The sequence below is a fragment of the Micromonospora fiedleri genome (genome assembly GCF_016774385.1).
Lineage (GTDB): Bacteria > Actinomycetota > Actinomycetes > Mycobacteriales > Micromonosporaceae > Micromonospora > Micromonospora gifhornensis.
On sequence record NZ_JAETXL010000008.1, the window covers coordinates 315082 to 333201 of the forward strand.

General features: G+C 71.2%; 16 protein-coding genes and 1 pseudogene. 7 read left to right on the plus strand and 10 right to left on the minus strand.

Annotation, left to right across the window (positions count from 1 at the left end; genetic code table 11):
* Positions 1-23: 23 nt before the first annotated feature.
* The 9 genes and pseudogenes from JMF97_RS23350 to JMF97_RS23390 all read right to left on the minus strand — a co-directional run bounded on the left by JMF97_RS23350 (position 24) and on the right by JMF97_RS23390 (position 9699).
* Positions 24-944 carry an ECF transporter S component gene (locus JMF97_RS23350; protein ID WP_203223449.1) on the minus strand — a complete coding sequence of 307 codons (921 nt, stop codon included), beginning with the start codon at positions 942-944 and terminating at the stop codon, positions 24-26.
* Positions 941-2572, minus strand: a complete 1632-nt coding sequence (locus JMF97_RS23355; RefSeq protein ID WP_155222111.1) for an ABC transporter ATP-binding protein — start codon at positions 2570-2572, stop codon at positions 941-943. The genes JMF97_RS23350 and JMF97_RS23355 overlap by 4 nt, the downstream gene beginning before the upstream one ends.
* On the minus strand, positions 2569-3813 hold the full coding sequence (locus JMF97_RS23360) for a CbiQ family ECF transporter T component (RefSeq protein ID WP_203223450.1): 1245 nt from the start codon (positions 3811-3813) through the stop codon (positions 2569-2571). Before JMF97_RS23360 ends, JMF97_RS23355 begins: the two co-directional genes overlap by 4 nt.
* Positions 3806-4741 carry an SCO2322-related protein gene (locus JMF97_RS23365; RefSeq protein WP_102656678.1) on the minus strand — a complete coding sequence of 312 codons (936 nt, stop codon included), beginning with the start codon at positions 4739-4741 and terminating at the stop codon, positions 3806-3808. Before JMF97_RS23365 ends, JMF97_RS23360 begins: the two co-directional genes overlap by 8 nt.
* Complete coding sequence (locus JMF97_RS23370; RefSeq protein WP_203223451.1) at positions 4738-6183, minus strand: prenyltransferase/squalene oxidase repeat-containing protein; 1446 nt, start codon at positions 6181-6183, stop codon at positions 4738-4740. Before JMF97_RS23370 ends, JMF97_RS23365 begins: the two co-directional genes overlap by 4 nt.
* 333 nt (positions 6184-6516) lie before the next feature.
* Positions 6517-7011: an SCO2322-related protein gene (locus tag JMF97_RS23375; RefSeq protein WP_203223452.1), complete on the minus strand. Its 495-nt coding sequence runs from the start codon at positions 7009-7011 to the stop codon at positions 6517-6519.
* Between the two features lie 31 nt (positions 7012-7042).
* Positions 7043-8086 carry a prenyltransferase/squalene oxidase repeat-containing protein gene (locus JMF97_RS23380; protein WP_102656675.1) on the minus strand — a complete coding sequence of 348 codons (1044 nt, stop codon included), beginning with the start codon at positions 8084-8086 and terminating at the stop codon, positions 7043-7045.
* A 545-nt stretch (positions 8087-8631) separates the two neighbouring features.
* Positions 8632-8709 (minus strand): annotated as a pseudogene (locus tag JMF97_RS31500) (CGNR zinc finger domain-containing protein); the annotation flags it as partial.
* Positions 8710-9249: 540 nt separating this feature from the next.
* On the minus strand, positions 9250-9699 hold the full coding sequence (locus tag JMF97_RS23390) for a Fur family transcriptional regulator (protein ID WP_158244848.1): 450 nt from the start codon (positions 9697-9699) through the stop codon (positions 9250-9252).
* A gap of 85 nt (positions 9700-9784) precedes the next feature.
* Here JMF97_RS23390 and JMF97_RS23395 point away from each other — a divergent pair, with 85 nt between their 5' ends.
* The 7 genes from JMF97_RS23395 to JMF97_RS23425 all read left to right on the plus strand — a co-directional run bounded on the left by JMF97_RS23395 (position 9785) and on the right by JMF97_RS23425 (position 16713).
* Complete coding sequence (locus JMF97_RS23395) at positions 9785-10399, plus strand: superoxide dismutase (RefSeq protein WP_203223453.1); 615 nt, start codon at positions 9785-9787, stop codon at positions 10397-10399.
* Between the two features lie 5 nt (positions 10400-10404).
* A complete protein-coding gene (locus JMF97_RS23400) occupies positions 10405-10665 on the plus strand; it encodes a superoxide dismutase (protein WP_102656672.1) in 261 nt (86 codons plus the stop codon).
* A 5-nt stretch (positions 10666-10670) separates the two neighbouring features.
* Complete coding sequence (locus JMF97_RS23405) at positions 10671-11315, plus strand: ABC transporter ATP-binding protein (RefSeq protein WP_158244847.1); 645 nt, start codon at positions 10671-10673, stop codon at positions 11313-11315.
* Positions 11316-12100: 785 nt separating this feature from the next.
* A complete protein-coding gene (locus JMF97_RS31510; RefSeq protein ID WP_238359911.1) occupies positions 12101-12853 on the plus strand; it encodes a transposase in 753 nt (250 codons plus the stop codon).
* 144 nt (positions 12854-12997) lie between these two features.
* Complete coding sequence (locus tag JMF97_RS23415; RefSeq protein WP_425559838.1) at positions 12998-14245, plus strand: IS701 family transposase; 1248 nt, start codon at positions 12998-13000, stop codon at positions 14243-14245.
* A gap of 81 nt (positions 14246-14326) precedes the next feature.
* Positions 14327-15715 (plus strand): IS701 family transposase, encoded by a 1389-nt coding sequence (locus JMF97_RS23420; RefSeq protein WP_203220259.1) that lies wholly within the window; start codon positions 14327-14329, stop codon positions 15713-15715.
* Positions 15716-15996: 281 nt separating this feature from the next.
* Positions 15997-16713, plus strand: a complete 717-nt coding sequence (locus JMF97_RS23425) for an alpha/beta hydrolase (RefSeq protein WP_203223454.1) — start codon at positions 15997-15999, stop codon at positions 16711-16713.
* On the opposite strand, the gene JMF97_RS23430 is transcribed toward JMF97_RS23425, so the two are convergent.
* Positions 16714-18069: a helix-turn-helix domain-containing protein gene (locus tag JMF97_RS23430; protein WP_203223455.1), complete on the minus strand. Its 1356-nt coding sequence runs from the start codon at positions 18067-18069 to the stop codon at positions 16714-16716.
* Positions 18070-18120: the final 51 nt, after the last annotated feature.

Sequence of the window (18120 nt, forward strand, 5' to 3'; positions counted from 1 at the left end):
GTTACCCGTTCGCGAGTGCGTCGCTATGGGAAGGGCGTCTGTGGCGGAAGATGAGGGTCGACCGCCGGAACCTGCTGTCCGCTGCCCTGCGGGCGCACACCGCAACCACCATCCTCTGCGGGCGTGATCGGCACAGGCCCAGGTGCCGATGGTGTGGCGAAGGTGACCGGGGCGTCGAACGCGGCCCGGCGGGCGGCTCGGCGCAGCGCGGCCAGGACAGCCGGTCCGACCAGGACGATGGCGACGGCGGTGGTGACCGCCCGGCCGGTGTCCCAGCCGAAGGTGGAGGTGACGGCGGTGAAGACCGCGAAGCGGTGCAGGTTCTCCAGCACCGGTGCACCGGCGACGTAGGAGAGTTGAGTGTCCGCGCCGACGCTGAACGGCCAGAACCAGAGGTTCATCAGCAGCCCGTACGCGTAGGCGGCGACCGCGCCGTACCCGGCCAGCACGGCGATCTCGGCCCGCCCCCGCAGCCGGGACGGCAGCAACCCCGCGCCGAGCCCCAGCCAGGCCGCGGCCAGCATCTGGAACGGCAGCCAGGGTCCGACCCCGGCGGTGAGCAGCGCGGAGGCGAACAGCGAGATGGCACCCAGCAGGAAACCGAACCCGGGTCCGAAGACCCGGCCGGCGAGCACGAGCAGGAAGAACACCGTTTCGATGCCGGCGGTGCCGGCGCCGAGCGGGCGTAGGGCGGCGTTGACGGCGGCGAGTACGCCGAGCATCGCCAGGGCTTTGCTGTCGATGCCGCCGGAGCTGAGTTCGGCCAGAACGAGCGCGAGCAGGATCGGTAGGACGACAATGAAGACCAGCGGCGCCTCGGTGGTGCGGGCCATGCTCTCAGGTTGGGCGGGGACGAAGAACGGCCAGGTGAAGGTGGCGAGCGCGGCGACGGAGGCCAGGGTCAGGATGACGGCGGTGCGCGGGGCGACCCGCAGCACGCTCATCGCGGCACCTCGGTTCGGGTCAGCGCCGTGGTGACCTGGTCCACCGTCAGCCAGGACTGCGGGGCCAGGACCTTGGCGACCTGGGGCGCGAACGCCGGTGAGGCGAGCATGACCTCGGCGGCAGTACCGTCGGCGACGATCTCGCCCTGAGCCATCACCACGACCCGGTCGGCGAGGATGGCGACGAGTTCGACGTCATGGGTGGCGACCACGACCGCCCGACCCTGCGCGGCCAACCGGCGGACCACGGTGGCGAACTGCCGCTTGGCCCGGTAGTCCAGCCCCCGAGTCGGCTCGTCGAGCAGGACCACCGGCGGGGCGGCGGTGAGCTGGACCGCGAGCGCGAGGGCCAGCCGCTGCCCCTCCGACAGGTCCCGTGGGTGCCGGTCGGCCGGCAGCCCGGGGGTGAGGTGGTCCAGCAACTCCCGGCAGGTCCCGTCGGGCACCTCGGACTCCCGGTCGGCCTGGGCGCACTCGGCCGCCACCGTCTCCAGATAGAGCAGGTCGCCGGGGGTCTGCGGGACCAGTCCGACCCGGCGTCGGGCCTGCGCGGCGGGCAGCGCCTTCGGATCGGTGTCGCCGTCCGGGCCGGGCACGGTCACCGTGCCGCTCTGGCGTGGGCCGCTGCCCTGCACTGCCCAGAGCAGGCTCGACTTCCCGGAGCCGTTGCGGCCCATCAGCGCGACGACCTGTCCCGGGTGTAGGTCGAGGTCGACGCCGCGCACCGCCACCGTGCCCGGGTACCGCACCACGACGCCCCGCGCGGTCAGCGCCGGTACGCCGTCCGGCACCGGCGCGGCCGGTGGGGGCGACGCGTCGGCGAGCCGCTGCCGGAGGTCGCCCGCACGACGCCGGGCGTCGCGGACGGAGAGCGGCAGGGGTGTCCAGCCGGCGACGCGGCCCAACTCGATCAACGGCGGGGCCAGCTCGATGCCGGCGAGCACGGCGTCCGGTGGCCCGTCGACGACAGTGCCGTCGCCGGGCAGGTAGAGCAGCCGGTCGGCGTACTGCACGACGCGTTCGAGTCGGTGCTCGGCCACCACCACGGTGACGCCGAGGTCGTGGACCAGGCGGGTGACGGCGGCCAGGACGTCCTCGGCGGCGGTCGGGTCCAGCGCCGAGGTCGGTTCGTCGAGCACCAGCACCTGCGGGTGGCTGGTGAGGACCGCGCCGATGGCGACCCGCTGCTGCTGCCCGCCGGAGAGCGTCCGCAGCGGACGGTCCCGCAGCTCGGCGATGCCGAGCAGGTCGAGGGTCTCCTCGACGCGCTTGCGCATGACCGGCGCGGGCAGCGCGAGTTGTTCCATGCCGTAGGCGAGTTCCTCCTCGACGGTGTCGGTGACGAAGCCGGCGAGCGGGTCCTGGCCGACCACGCCGACGACGTCGGCCAGGTCACGCGGCGGATGTGCCCGGGTGTCCCGGCCGTGCACGGTGACGGTGCCGTACAGGGTGCCGCCGGTGAAGTGCGGCACCAGGCCGTTGATGGCCCGCAGCAGCGTCGACTTGCCGGCTCCGGTGCGCCCGGCGACCAGGCACAGCTCGCCCTCCGGGATGTGCAGGCGGACGTCGCGCAGCATCGGCTCGCGGCTCTCGGCGTACCGGACGGTGACCCGGTCGAAGTCGATCATCGGTGTGCCTCCGGCTGGGCGGTGTCGCGAGGCGACGTGTGGTCGGTACGGCCGGTCGCCGCCGGTGGCACGGGCAGCGGTCGCGGGGCGGGGTTCGCCGTCGGTGCCGGTGGGGCCAGCCAGGCCGGTGCCACCGCCACCAGCACGGCGAGCACCACCAGGGGTGTCAACTCCGGCCAGGTGAGCGGGCTGACCGGCGGGTAGAGCCGCTCCGGATCCACCGTGCCGGCCATCGTCATCACCGCAGCAGTGGCCAGGCCGCACCCGGCGACGGCCAGCTCGGCCAGCCGCCACCGGTCGGGGCGGTAGCGGCTACGCCGCACCTGACGCCCGGCCAGCAGCATTCCGGCCACTGCCGTGGCCAGCCCGGCGAGCAGCATCGGCAGGCCGAGGTAGCCGGGCACGGTCGCGTCGAGCAGGCCGTACGTGCCGACGCAGACACCGACCAGCCCGGCGAGCACCAGGGCACCGGTGAGTGCACGCTGACCGGCCGGTACGGCGGCGGTGCGTCCGTAACCCCGCGAGTCCATCGCCGCCGCCAGGGCGAGGGACCGGTCCAGGGCGTCGGCCAGCACCGGCAGGGCGATGCCCCGCAGGGCGCGCAGGCCGTGCCCGGCAGCACCGCGCAGTCGGCGGGCGCGGCGTACCCGCAGCACGCTCTCGACCAGTTGCGGGGCGACCGACAGGGCGACCACCACCGCCGTGCTGACCGCGTACAGGGCGCCGGGTACGGCCTTGAGTAGCCGCTTCGGGTTGGCCAGGGCGTTGGCGGCACCGAGGCAGATCAGCATCGTGGCCAGCCGCAGCCCGTCGTAGAAGCCGCCGAGGAGTTGTTCGGCGGCGACGGGACCGAACAGCCGGATACCGGCCGCCCAGGCGGGCAGCGGGATCTCCGGCAGGTGGAGCAGGACGTGGTCGCCCTGACCACCGCCGAAGACGAGGCGGAACAGCACCCGCATCGCCACGATCACCGCACCGAGCACCAGGTACATCCGGAACGCCAGCGCCCAGGGGGCGTCGCCGCGACGACGGACCACCACCAGCGCGGCCGCGGCGACGATCATCGCCAGCGGCAGCGGGTTCGTGGTGTGGCTGGCGGCGGTGGCCAGCCCCAGCGCCCAGCACCACCACGCGCCCGGGTGCAGGCTGCGCGGTAGCCGGCCGGCCCGGACGGACCGGGCCCCGGACCACGCCGACACCCGGGCGGGCGGTCCGCTGTCGACGACGGCCCGGTCAGTCATCCGGGGTACGCCGACGACGGGCCGCGAGGACACCGCCGCCGACCAGTGCCACCAGCAGGAACAGCCCGGCCAGGGTGCCCAGCGGCAGACCGTCGCCGTCCCGGGCCCCGGTCACCTCGACCGGCGGGAGCGAGCCCGTCGGGTCGGTCGACGGCACGGGGGCGGCGCCCAGGGGCGGAACGACGCTCGCCGTCGGCGGCACCTGCGGCGCAGGGCCCGACGGGTCGCCGGTCGGCGCGACCGGGACCGAGGCGGCGGGCGTACCACCTGCACCGGTCGGGGTGCCGACGCCGGGTGCCACGGGTGCGTCCGCGGTCGGTGGCGGGAGGGCGGGTGGCGGGTTGCCCGGTGCTGGTGGGGTAGGTGCGGGTGGTGGCGGGGCCGGTGCCGAGGTGCGGGGCGGCGGCGGTGCCGGTGGTGTGGTGCGCGGCGGTGCCGGCCGGTTCGGTGCCACCGCGGGTCGCGGCGCATTGTCGGCGCTGCGGTTCAGCGAGAACGACCAGCCTTCGAAGCTGCCCGCCGGGGGCTTGCGGTTGAGGACCCCCTTGTCGCTGTACGTCCAGGCACCGCCGTCCGGCGCGTGCCAGTACGACCAGTAGGCGCTGGCCGGAGGGGTGTCCACGCACTTCTCCGTCGCGGCCGAGGGTTTACCCTCGATCCGGCAGATGAAGCCCTCGCCCCAGCGCAGGGTGCCGGTGATCTGGAAGCCGGCGCTCTTCAGCGCGGCAAGGCCGGTGGCCTGGTCGCCCGGGGCGCAGCGGACCACCACCCCACCGCCGAGTTCCTTGAAGTCGACCACCACGGTCACCCCGTCGGCGTCCGGACAATGACCGGCGCGGCCGGCGGCCTGGGCCGGAGCCGCCCCGACGGCCGTGCTCGCGGCGGTCACCGCGAGCACCACTGCCGCACGGACCGCCCGGCTGCTCATGTGGCCCGCCGGCGGCCCAGCACCAGCAGCACCGCTCCGCCGCCGACGAGCAGCAGCGCGGTGAGCACGTACCCGCCGATGGCCACGCCGGTGGTCGGCAGGCGTCCCGGTCCGCCCGCGACCGGGCTGGTGCTCACGGTCGGCGTGGCGACAGGCGTGGACGGTGTGTCACTCGGCGTCGGGCCGGCGGTGGGCGTGTCGCTCGGCGTCGGGCTGGCGGTCGGCGCGTCGGTCGGCGTCGGTGTCGGTGTCGGTGTCGGTGCGGGCGAGCCGGTGGGCGTGGGCGACGCGCTGGTCGACGGGGTGGGGCCGCCGGTGGGCGGCGGGTCGAGACCGATCCGGCCGAGCGGCACCTGGGCCAGGCCGAGCAGCGCCTGGGCGGTAGCGCGACGCCACTGGTCCCGAAGGTTGTCGGTGATGCCCTCGTCGACTGCCTCGGTCAGCGCGCCGGTGTCGTAGGCGATGGCTCCTGCGTCAGCCGTAGCAGCACCACCGTTGGCTCCGGTGAGCTGCAGCGCTGCCAGGGCCTGGGCGGCCCGGGTGGCCTCGGTGTCGCGACCGGCCGCGGCGAGTGCCTGACCGGCGAGGCCGGTGCTGTTGGAGTTCGCGCCGCTGGTCGGCCCGGACCCACCGAAGGACCCGTCGGCGCGTTGCTGTGCCACCAGCCAGTCCGCGCCGCGTCCCGCCGCGTCGTCGGCACCCGCGGCCAGCAGCGCCTGGACGGCCATCGCGGTCGAGTCGACATCGAGCGTGGCGTTGCTCTCGGCGTCGCAGGACGGCGACGGTGCGCCCGCAGCATCCGGGTACAGCCGAAACCCACCGGCCGCGCACTGCTGCCGGACCAGGAAGTCGACCGTCTCCTGCGGTGCGCCGCCGCTGCGGGCCAGACCGAGGACCGCGAAGCTCTGATCGAAGGTGTTGGACGGGTCCTGGCCGGACTCGTCGGTGGTGCGGCTGGTGATCCGACCGTGCTGGTGACCGGTGTGCGCCCCGGAGACCAGCGCCAGGGTTTCCGCCCGTAGGTCCCAGCCACCGAAGTCGGTCGGATCGGCGCCGGCGGCGGAGGCCGCATAGAGCAACTTCGCGGTGGCGCCACCGTCGGTGAAGCCCTCGATGCCCCAGTCGTCGTAGCTGTTGTAGGAGCGCACGTTCGCGGCGATCTGCGCGGTCGCCGCCTGCCGGGTCGACGGGTCGACGCCGGTGGCGGCCAGGGCGAGCATGCCGTCGATGGTGAGGCCCCAGTCGGCACCACCGAACGGCCCGGGCAGGACACCGTCGGCGTACTCGCCGGCGAGCCAGGCTGCGGCGTCACGCGCGGCAGCGCTGTGGGCCGCAGAGGAGGCGGCCACCCCAGAAGGGGGTGTGGCGACGACGATGGCGAGCGCCGTGGCGACGGCGACGCCGAGACCGGCGCCGACGCGCCGGAGCGGGGATGTGGGCATCAGGGGTGCCTTTCGCAGAGCGGTCGGTGAAAGCTCCGGAAGGCACCGGCAACGCCGTCGCGACGACGTGCCGAAAGTCGGCTGCCCGGACTTCACCCTGTAGACCTCGACAGTGGAAGCCGCTCGTCCGATTCGGGGCATTCCGGCTCGCGAGACAGGGCTCGCTCACGGTTGCGGGTCAGCGCCGGCTTTACCGGCTTCCCCCCGAAAGGGACGCATTCAGTTGTGTGCCCGACACGCCGGGTGTCGACACCGTACCGTGCGGTCGCCCTACGGTGCCAGACGGCGTCGACACCCGGCGGGCGTCAGCGGCTCATCAGCCCGATCTGCAGGTCAGGGGGCGGTGATGCTGGGTGCCACACCGGCACCGAAGGACCATCCCTCGACCGTGCCCGGCGCCGGGTTGTAACTCGTCGCCCCCAGCGTGCTGTACGTCCAGGCGGCGCCGCTGCCCGAGGCGTGCCAGTACGACCAATACGCGCTGGCCGGCGGGGTGTTGACGCAGGGCTCAGTCGCGGCGGTCGGTTGACCGTTGATCCGACAGACGAACCCCAGGCCCCACCGCTGCGTTCCGGTCACCGTGAAGCCGGCGCCCTGCAGCGCGGCAAGCCCGGTGGCCGGGTCACCGAGAGCACACGCCACCTGGACGCCGCCACCGAGCGAACCGTAGTCGACCACCACGGTGACACCGGACGTCCCGGTGCACGCGGCGGCCTGCCCAGCCCGCGGGGACGGTTCGACAGCGATCAGTCCGAGAGCGACTACGGCGGTGGCCAGCACACCGGCGAGCCACCTACGGACGGGAATCTGGACAAAGGACATGGACACTCCTTCGAGGGGACGGGCGCTGTCTGGACCGTCAGCGGCAGCGCAGGATGGGGGCACCGGGAGACGCGGTGGCCGTGGTGAGCCGGGCATATCCGGTGCCGGTCAGGCCGAGCACGGCCTGGGCGGTGGCGCGGGTGGCGGTCGCCGGGTCGAAGACCCCACCGTCGAAATCAACCGCTCCCCGGTCGGCCACCGGCGCGGCGCAGCCGACCTGTAGTCCGGCCAGGAAGAGCCGGGCCCGCAGCCAGGCCACCGGCCGACCCCCGTCGCGCAGCGCCTGCGCCGCCAACCCGGTGCTGTTCGCATTCGCGACCCCGCCCGCGCTGGCGAAACCGCCGTCGACGCGCTGCACGGAAACCAGCCAGCGCAGCCCCGCAGCGGCGTCGGCCGACCGGCCGGCGGCACGCAACGCCTGCACCACGACGGCGGTGGCATCCACATCGGAGACACAGACCGGCTGCGCCGCCAGCAGCGGATAGCCGCCGTCGGGGCACCGCGTGCCGGCCAGCCACCCGGCGGCGGCCGCCGGCACGCCCTGCGTGGTCCGGTCCAACGCGAGGATGGCGAACGACTGGCTGAACGCGTTGCTGAAATCACCCCACGCCGACAGGTCGGTGAAACGGCCACTGGGCGACTGGAGCGAGCGCAGCCGGGCGATGAGATCCACACCGCCGACGTCAGTCGGGTCACCGCCGCGCACCGCGACCGCGAGGGCAAGCTTGGCGGTCGCACCCGCGTACGCCTCGGTGACTCCGTCGCCGATGTACCCGTCGCGAACGCCCGGTCGGGTGACCCAGGCCAGGGCCTGGGCGCCGAAGTCGTCGGCGGCACCGGCGGCAGCGAACGCGAAGACCGCGTCGAGGGTCAGCCCCTGGTCCGGGTACGCGACGCCGTCGAAGACGGTCTCGAAACGTTCCCCGTCAACGAGTTGGCGGGCCAGCCAACCAGCGGCCGCATCCGGCCGGACGGCACCCACCTGAGTGGGCGCGGCGACCGCCGGGGTGGCCAGGGTGAGAGCGGCGAGTACGCCGCAGAACAGGGCGAGCAGGCGGTGCCGGCTCAGGCGGACGACCATCGGAAGCGCCTTTCCGGCCCGGCGGTCATCAGAACCCGGCCCGCCCGGCGAGGGCGCGACTGGCCGGCCTCCGACCCGTGGGCCACGACGGGTGAGGAGCAGGACTCGCGGGCACGGCAGGTATTCGGGCTCGCCACCAGGGATACCCCTGGCGGCCCACCGTTGCGGGCCAGCGCCGGACTTCGACCGGACTTCCCCCGCACGCACACGCGGCTGTTCAATTGTCGCGCCAGTCTCGTCCACCCCACAGCCGCTGTCAATCCGCGACCAGACACGCACCGTATGTCACCGTGACGGGTGGGGACCCCCTCCAGCCGGATCAGCCATCCGGCGTGACCGCCACAAGGGATTAAGAACAACCATCGATCCCCGGGGCATACCGGTCGGTGAGCAGGTCTGCGTAAAGGTCGGCCTCGTCCGGGTGCGGATGGGGAAGCTCAGTCCGGATCGGGCTCGGCTCCCGATTACCTGGGTCGCCACACTCGGTAAAGCTCCTCATTCCACCGGCTGCGCCGTGACCATCGACCGGCTTCCCTGGGCAGTGGTCAGGGCTGGGTGGCGCGGTGTCTGGCGCGGTGGGCGCGGACGTGGTGGCGGGTGGCGCACCGGTCGGAGCAGAACCGGCGGCATCGGTTGCTGCTGTCGTCGAGGAACGCGGTCGGGCACCGTGGTTCCGCGAGACGCCGAGCCGGTCGATACCCCGTTCACACAGCCACACGGCGAGTCCCCACACGGCGGCGGCGACGTACTCGACCGAGCGCGGTGTGCCAGGTGTGGCGACGTGCACGGCCAGTCGACCGCCGAGGTGCCGGAGATCATTGGCCGGAATCGGTACCGGGCCAGCAGGGCTTTGAGCTCGTCCACCGCCTCCCGCTCGCCGCCTGCCGTCACGCTCTGGAACACCTGACGCAGGCGATGTCCGACCACCTGCAGCCTGTGCAGGTCGGTGTCCACGACGGCGGACAGTGGGGGATGGTCGGCCAGCAGCGTCCGCGCGTCGGTGAGATCGTCGAGCCGTGCGTTGGCCAGTGCCATCGCCCGCAGGGCGAGTCGATAGCTGTCGGCCAGCCCGCTGCGGTTGCCCGTGCCGGCGCCGCGGGCACGGGGTGGGCGCTGTGATCCCACCGTCGTCGGGGCCGACCGTACGCCGACGGGTTGTGCCCTTATCGGGTCGCTGTCCGGCACCCCGCGCACCGTCCGTAGACGACGACACCGCCGGGCTGGGCGGGCAGATCTGGCCCGACGGCGCGTGCGGTGGCGAGGCTCGCGTCGACCGCCTCGGGCGACTGCCGCATGTCGCCGCAGGCGCCACAGACGGCGTGGTGGTGCGCGTCGTCGGCGAGACCGAGCGTGGTCGTTCGGCCGACCGGCACGGTGTGCGCAGTGCCCCACTCGACCAGTTGCCGCAGCACCGGATGCACTGTCGACAGTTCCACGGCCACACCATGGGCGAGCAGCGCGTGGTGCAACTCGGTCACGGTGAGGTGCCCGCGGCCGCCTACCGCATGGGCGAGTTGGTCGAGCACTCCTCGTCGGGCGGCGGTGTTACGTAGGCCGGCGCGACGCAGCCGCCGCACCGCGGCGTTCACGCGGTCGGTCTTCGATGTGGTCAACCGCCCTCCTCGCCGCGCCATCACCGCTTCTATTGCAAGATAGTGGCAAGAGCATCATCTTGGCAGCAACCCTGGAGGAACTCTGATGGCTGTCTACACCCTGCCCGACCTGCCCTACGACTACGGCGCGCTGGAGCCGGCGATGTCGGGACAGATCCTGGAACTGCACCACGACAAGCACCACGCCGCGTACGTCAAGGGCGCCAACGACGGTCTGGAGCAGCTCGCCGAAGCCCGCGCCAAGGGCGACTTCGGCACGCTGGTCGGCCTGGAGAAGACGTTCGCGTTCAACCTCTCGGGTCACGTGCTGCACTCGATCTTCTGGGGCAACCTGTCCCCAGACGGCGGTGACCGCCCCGACGGCGAGTTGGCAGCGGCGCTCGACGAGCACTTCGGCTCGTTCGAGGCGTTCGCCGGCCAGTTGTCGGCGGCGACCAAGGGTGTGCAGGGTTCCGGCTGGGGCGTGCTGGCCTGGGAGCCGCTCGGGCAGCGACTGATCGTGGAACAGGTCTACGACCACCACGGCAACGTAGGCCAGGGCACCACGCCGCTGCTGGTCTTCGACGCCTGGGAGCATGCCTACTACCTGCAGTACAAGAACGTGCGACCGGACTACGTGGACCGGTTGTGGAACCTGGTGAACTGGTCGGACGTGATCGCCCGGTTCGATGCCGCCCGCGCCGCCGCGCCGAAGATCTGACCGGCGTGACCGGCCTCACCCCGGCCGCGGCGGAACTGGTGCAGCGCGCTGCCGGGGTCATCGCGGCCAAGCATCGCGGTGACCTCGGCGGTGCCGAGGAACTCCTCGCCGCGTTCAGTTCCGAGCAGGCCAAGACCCTCGGTTTCTACCTCTTGGCGGACCTGAGCCTCGGACTGCTCCGCGCGCAGAGTGGCCAGTCCTTGGACAACCTCGTCCGAGAGCTGTCCCTGCTCGTCGCCGCCACCGCGACACCGCCGGACAACTGACCGGGGTGGTGATCCGGTCGGGTGTCGCCGGCGGCACCGACCGGATCACCGCCTGTCACGCCTGCCCTCCCGCCGCACCGGCAGCGCCCGGGCGAGGCGCTCGGGTCGAGGTCGCCGGAACCAACCTGACCCGCCTGCGGGGACGGCGACTGCGCGCCGTACGACACCGGCTCGGCTTCGTCGCCCAGGACCCATACGGTGCCCTGCACCCGGCGATGACGGTCGCGGACCTCGTCGCGGAGCCGTTGCGGATCGCCGGTACCCCCCGCCACCTGCACCCGACCCGGATCAGCCGAGCCCTCGACCTGGCCGGACTCCCTACCGACCTGGTCGACAAACGTCCCGATCAGCTGTCGGGTGGACAGCGGCAACGAGTCGCCATCGCCCGCGCCCTTGCCGGTGATCCGGTGCTGTTGATCGCCGACGAGGCCACCTCCATGCTGGATGTCTCCACCCGGGCCGGCATCGCCGCGACCCTGCGCCACCTCGCCGACGGCATCGGCCTGGCCGTCCTGTTCATCACCCACGACCTCGGTGAGGCCGTGCAGAACTGCGACCAGATCATCGTGCTGCACGAAGGGGTGCCGGTCCAGCAGGGCACCCCCGGCGAAATCATCGCCCGCCCGAACCCGGCTACCCGGCGGACCTGATTGCCGCCGCGCGTCAGCACGCGGGGCCATCAGCCGTGCCGAGCGGATAGGCCCATTCCCTCTTCGCGGGATCAGTCGCTGATCAGGCGGCGCTGGTGGGTGAGCGGATGAGCTTTGAGCAACTCGGTCCGCCGTCGGCATGCTCATGGCCCGCAAACTGCCGCCGCGGACACCCCACACACCTTCCGCAAACCGTCGCCACCCTCATCAACGAAAGAGCGCCGCCGCACAACTTGGCCACTCCAGCGAAGAGGTCACCACCACCTACTACATCCGCCAAACCCGTCCAAGTCCCAGACGTCTCCGACGTCCTGCAACGCCTCGCCGCCCACCCCAACCGGCAACACACATCCCCACACCCAACGATGCACACCGATGACAAACTTGAATGCCGCACCCGGTAAACGGGGGTTTTCGGGGGACGGTTCAAAACTTCATAGAAGAAAGTCGAAGCCCTGACCGCGTTTCCGCTGGTCAGGGCTTCTTCTTTGTCGGGACGGCCGGATTCGAACCGACGACCGCTTGCCCAGGCCAGTATTGCTTCATCCTCCGGCAACGCCGCAAGCAGCGGCCCAACCACTGCGAACCAGCGCAGATCCCCCTCGGCGACGAGCGCACCCATCACTGCAGACGCGATGCCCACCACTCGCCCGGTCCGAGGAAGGTCCGGCAGGAGCAGGAAAACGCCGAAATGCGAGGGCAACCGCGCACGCGGCCTCGACCCAGCAGTCCGGTCTGACCCCGGAGACGTCGAGCGTGGTCAGCTCCTCGACCATCTCGCCGGCTTGGTCCTCGGCGCCGCGGTCGATGGCATCCATGAGCAGCAGCGCGACGAGCCGGATATGGGCCACCTTGATCATGTCGAGCAGCTGGACGCTCTCGGTCGCATACATGACCTTGCGACCATCGAACTCGGTTCGCAGGTTGGCCAGACCGTGTTCGGCGAAGTCGACAGCCTCATCGCGGTGACCGGTCTGCCGGAGCAGCCACGCGATGTCGGCCGTCGTGCCGTCGATCGGGGGATTGTCCCGGCCAGCGAGCAACCGCGCGGTCCCGATGTAGCGGGCCACCGCGGCCGTCCCGCCGGGATCGGGGTCCGTCATCCGCAGGGCCTGCAGGAGCATGTCGGCGCGGCGCAGCAACTCGGCCGTCGCGTCCGGATCCCCGTCGACCGGGAGTTGTATCTGCCCCGCGGCTGGTGCGACGACCCCGCTCGCCGCGCTGAAGCCGGCATCGCCACGAGCGTCGAGTTCGCCACAAAGCCCACGCTGGGCCTGCGGATGATTGAACGTGCCATCGCCGCCGGCCTGTTAGCGAAGTGGGTCACCGCGGACGAGGCATACGGGCAGGACTCGAAATTCCGGACGTGGTTGCAGCAACAGCGCATCGGCTACGTCCTGGCCGTGCCCCGCAACCAGCGGGTCCCCACCACGGTCGGCAACTCCCGCCTGGACGTCCTCGCCGCCAACGCGCCCACCCTGGCATGGAAGCGCCGCAGCTGCGGCGACGGCGCCAAAGGACCACGACTCTACGACTAGTACTCCAACGTCACTTGGGTTCGGCGTTGGGCGTGGCGCGGGTATGAAGACGGCCACCGCGTTGATCATCGATGGTTTGTGAGGACAATCGAAGATCGTGCGGTGGCCGCGTGCCACAGCGTAGACCCTGCCGGATGGCGGGTGATCCTGGACGAGGCGGTAACGCGTGTCGCTGACCGGTTCGTGCGGGCTGAGCCCCGTCGAACCGTCGGGCAGTTCGTGGAAGGACTGCTGTCGGGCGTGGAACGCAAGACGTGCTGGTCCCTGGCGGAGCGGGCGGGTCACGACGATCCGCAGGCGATGCAGCGGCTGCTGCGCACGGCGGTGTGGGACGCCGACTCCGTCCGCGACGACGTTCGGGCCTGGCTGATCGAACAGCTCGGGCACCCCGACGCGGTGCTGGCCTGCGACGAGACCGGCTTCCTGAAGAAGGGCCTGTCCTCGGTCGGGGTGCAGCGGCAGTACACCGGCACCGCCGGTCGGATCGAGAACAGCCAGGTCGGGGTGTTCCTGGCCTACATCGCCCCGCACGGGCGGGCGATGATCGACCGTCGGCTCTACCTACCCGAGACGACCTGGTGTCAGCAGCCCGACCGCCTCACCGCCGCCGGCGTCCCCGACCAGGTCGGGTTCGCCACGAAGCCTGCGCTGGCCCGGCAGATGATCGCCGCCGCCCTGGACGCCGGAGTCCCGTTCGGGTGGGTTACCGGCGACGAGGTCTACGGCGCCGACCCCGGACTGCGCGCTGACCTCGAACACCGCGGGATCGGCTACGTCCTGGCCGTCGGCTGCGACCGACGCGTGGACGTCAACGACGGCCGCACCCTCATCCGCGTCGACGACCTCGCCGACCGGATCCCCAGCCGCGAGTGGCAGCAGCACAGCTGCGGACCCGGGGCGAAAGGACCACGCGAGTACCTGTGGGCCTGGATCACCACCGCCACCAGCCCCGGTGAGCATCGATGTCTGCTGATCCGCCGCAACCGCAGTACCGGTGAGCTGGCCTTCTATCTGTGCTGGTCACCCCGCCCGGCGCCGCTACACACCCTCGTCACCGTCGCTGGTTCCCGCTGGAGCATTGAGGAGCTGTTCCAGACCGGCAAAGGCCAAGTCGGCCTGGACCACTACCAGGTCCGAGGCTGGACCGGCTGGCACCGCCACATCACCTTGGCCATGCTCGCCCTCGCCGTCCTGACCATTCTCGCCGCGCGGCAGCCCGACACCGACCCAGAGATCATTCCGCTGACCGTCGCCGAGATCCGCCACCTCTTCAACGCCTTCGTCCTCGCCGTGACGCTCCCACCAGAGCACATCCTGCACTGGTCGGTCTGGCGACGAACATCCCAAGCCCGAGCCCGCCGATCCCACTACCAGCGCAGACAGGCGAAGTGACGTTGGAGTACTAGTAGTGCTTTGTTAGGTCGTTGTGGCGTGTCGCTTGTATGAGCGTCGTGCTGGTGTTTGGGTGCGTGCGTGGATGAGCGGGAAATCGCTCGGGTGCGGGCGCAGTTGGAGGACTTCGCGGCAGGGGTGTTCGCGGGGTTGCGGCGGTCGGACCAGCGAGCAACCGGTCTGCGGTATCTGCGTGGGCTGATGCTGGACGGCCGGCGTAAGTCGATGCAGCCGATGGCCGGACGACTCGGGGTCGATCACCAGCAGTTGCAGCAGTTCCTGACTTCCTCGACCTGGGATGTCGCCGGTGTACGACGGCGGCTGGCGGCGGCCGCGGTCGACCTGGTGGCGCCGCAGGTGTGGGTGGTGGACGACACCGGGTTTCCCAAGGACGGCAAGGCATCGGCGTGTGTGGCCCGGCAGTATTCCGGCACGCTCGGCAAGGTCGCCAACTGCCAGATCGCCGTCAGCGTCCACGCGGCGACCGACGCCGCCTCGGCGGTGCTGAACTGGCGGCTGTTCGTGCCGGAGTCATGGGACGACACCTGCGTCCCCGGCCCGGACGGCAAGCCCGCGAACGCGCACGCCCGCAGGCTGCGCCAGCAGCCGGTCACGCGCGACCAGGCCGGGGCGAAGAAACCACATGTGCGTGTGCAGGTGCCGCCTGCCGAGCAGATCGACCAGATCCGCCGGCGGCGCACGGCATCGAAGGTCCCCGACGCCGAGCGGTACCGGCCGAAGTGGCTGATGGCCCTGGAAATGCTCGACGAGTTGGCCGTATGGGGGCTGCGTCCGCCGCTGTTGACCGCGGACGCCGGCTACGGCCAGGTCGCGGAGTTCCGTCAGGGCCTGACCGAACGCGGCATCAGCTACATCGTGGCGACCACGTCGAGCACCACGGCTCAACCCGGTGACGCCCAGCCCGTCGAGGTCCCTTACGCCGGAGTCGGCCCCCATCCCACACCGAAGTACCCCCACCCTGCTCGCAGCCTGAAGGACCTGGCCCTCGCCCACGGCGCCGACGCGGCGCGTCTGGTGCGCTGGCGTGCCCGGCTACCCGCACCCGACCGCGACCCCGACCGGCCCGTCGGTGACCTGTCCGGACACTTCTTCGCCCTGCGGGTGCGCCCCGCCGGCCGGGCCGTCCGACGCGGACCGCACCGCGGTGACGACGGTGTCCTGCCCGAATGCTGGCTGCTCGTGCAGTGGCCTCCCGGCCAGGACGAACCCAGCGACTACTGGCTGTCCGACCTGCCCGCCGACACACCACTTGCCGAACTGGTCCGCCTGGCCAAGAGCCGCTGGCGCGTCGAGCACGACTACCGCGAACTCAAGACCGCCCTCGGCCTCGACCACTTCGAAGGACGCTCCTGGATCGGCTGGCACCGCCACGTCACCCTCGCCGCGGCCGCCCAACTGTTCCTCACCCAACTGCGGCTGGCGCGCCCAAAAGCAGTGGGGCAGACCTGAGCCTGTACGCCGTCCTGCGGCAACTGCAGTACCTACTCGCGACCTGGCTCGGGTTCTGCCCCCTCTGCCGCCAACTCGTCCCAACCTAACAAAGCACTACTAATACTCCAGCCGGATGCCGGTACTCTCTCGGGCGAGGCCGTTTGCCAGACGGAGGACACGACGTGCTCGGTGAGTCATCTTCGACAGCGCCCGCGCAGCCCGTAGCCTTCCGAAGCCTCGACGGGCTCCGGCTGGCGGGGACATATGTAGCGCCAGCGACGCCATCGACTTCGGTCGCAGTGCTCGTACATGGCGGCGGTGTCACCCGGGAAGAGGGTGGTTTCTTCGCCCGCTTGGCGGACGGACTGGCCGCGGGCGGTATCGCGTCCTTGCGGTTCGACTTGCGGGGTCACGGTGAGAGCGAAGGTCGTCAGGAGGATCTGACCATCTCCGGCGTGCTCAACGACATCCGCGCCGCGCTGGCACATGCCAGGACCCTCGCCGGCTCGGCGCCGGTGCATCTGCTCGGTGCCAGCTTCGGCGGTGGCATCTGCGGCTTCTACGCCGCGCGGTATCCGGAGTCGCTGGCGAAGCTGGTTCTGATCAACCCTTTGATCAACTACAAGAAGCGTTTCATTGACGACAAGCCGTACTGGACCGACGACCGGATCGATGACGACGCTGGACGCCAGCTGTTGCAACAGGGTTTTCTGCCGCACTCGCCGACGTTCAAGCTCGGTCGCCCACTGTTGAACGAGGTGTTCTACCTGCGACCCGATCAAGCGGTCGATCAGATCAAGGTTCCGACGCTGGTGCTGCACGGCACCGGTGACACGTTCATCCCCGTGCAGAGTTCCCGCGACCTCATCGAGAAACTGGCTGGCCCGGCCGAGTTGATCGAGATCGAAGGAGCGCAGCACGGGATCGCGGCGCACGACGATCCCCAGTACCTGGAACCACGAACCCAGGCTTGGCAGGCTGCGGCGATCCAGTCGATCACTGGGTGGTTGTCCTGACTACACCGCATCCATCAACCGCAGAAACTCGTGTACGGCTGGGCGGGCGTGCCACGGTTGGAGGCGACGGCGCAGGCGGAACAGCTCTCGGAGCGTACGGGCGGATCCCGCAGCCGATGCCGCGCCGATCGCCGCTGTAGCGGCAAGCGCCGCATCGTCGAGACGATGTACGGCCACCAGGGTTTGAGCCTTCAGCGTGGAGAAGTAGGCGAGATCGCGGGCGGAGAACACGGTAGGCGTCAACGTCGACCCGTAGATTTCGACGGCTTGCTCCGGGCGTCCGGATTCCCCATAACAGATCGCCGTCTGCACCTTGAATAGAACGGTGTCGTAGTGAGCCGCCAACGATGTTCGGTCCTCGGCGGCGAGGTCGAGGAAGTCGCGGGCCTCCTTCAGCATGTCGTCGACTTGCCGCTGACCGGTGCCGAGCATCGCCAGACCGCGAGCCTGCTGCTGCACGGCCTCCGCCATGACGCGCGCCGGGAGTCGCCATGGCCCTTCTCGCGCCGCCCGGGCCAGTCCGAGCATCCTGGGCGCGTCACGGTCGTCCCATGCTGACTGGCTCTTCTTGATCAGCACGTAGCCCGGCATCGCGAAGTCGGCGGCCTCCATGGCCCACTCCGCTGCCCGGTCGCGCCAGTAGTCCGCTGGGGACGGCTGACCGCAGTCTCGGTACAGCCAGCCGGCGAACTCGGCCGCCCGGGCACCGAGGGCGAGCAGCGGCTGCCTCACCTGCGGCTTCGCATCGCGTGCGCAGTGCTGGACCAGGGCCACAATGCCCAGCACTCCCGGTAGCGCGTGCCGTGGACCGTGGACCCCGGCGGCGGTGGCGCATCGGTCCAGTCCGTTGTCGAGGTATCGGACCAAGTCGGCATCCAGGTAGCGGGGGGCATCGCGTCCCACGGCATGGAACCGGTCGAGGTCATCGAGAGCAAGCCCCGCTGGGCCGAGCGTATGCGCTGCCGCGAGCAGACCACCTTCCGGCCGCGAAGCGTCCGGCCTGCGGCCCCGAAGAGGCGATCGCCCGTCGACGTCTTCACCGTCGGCGTGGTCCGGACCAGAGGGCCACGGCAGACCACGAAGGGCGGACAAGCGATCCAGCTGTCGGGCGCGGGCCTGCATCCGGTCGTAGTCGGCGGCGAGCGCACCACCGGTGTCGAGTATCTGGTCGCAGCGGACCCAGAAGTCCCGGCCCACGCTTTGTCGGCCCAGCTCGACGTTGGCGACGGTGCTGCGTCCGTACAGGGTCAACGGTGCCAGGCTGTTCTGGGTGTAGCCGGCGGCCTTACGCAACCCTGCCAGCTTGCGCCCAAGCGCGAGGCGGGCTTCGCGGACCTCTTGCGGCGCGCTGGACATAGGGCTGGCTTCCTACAGGCGCGGGTACGGGGTGTTGTCACAGTAGCCGGA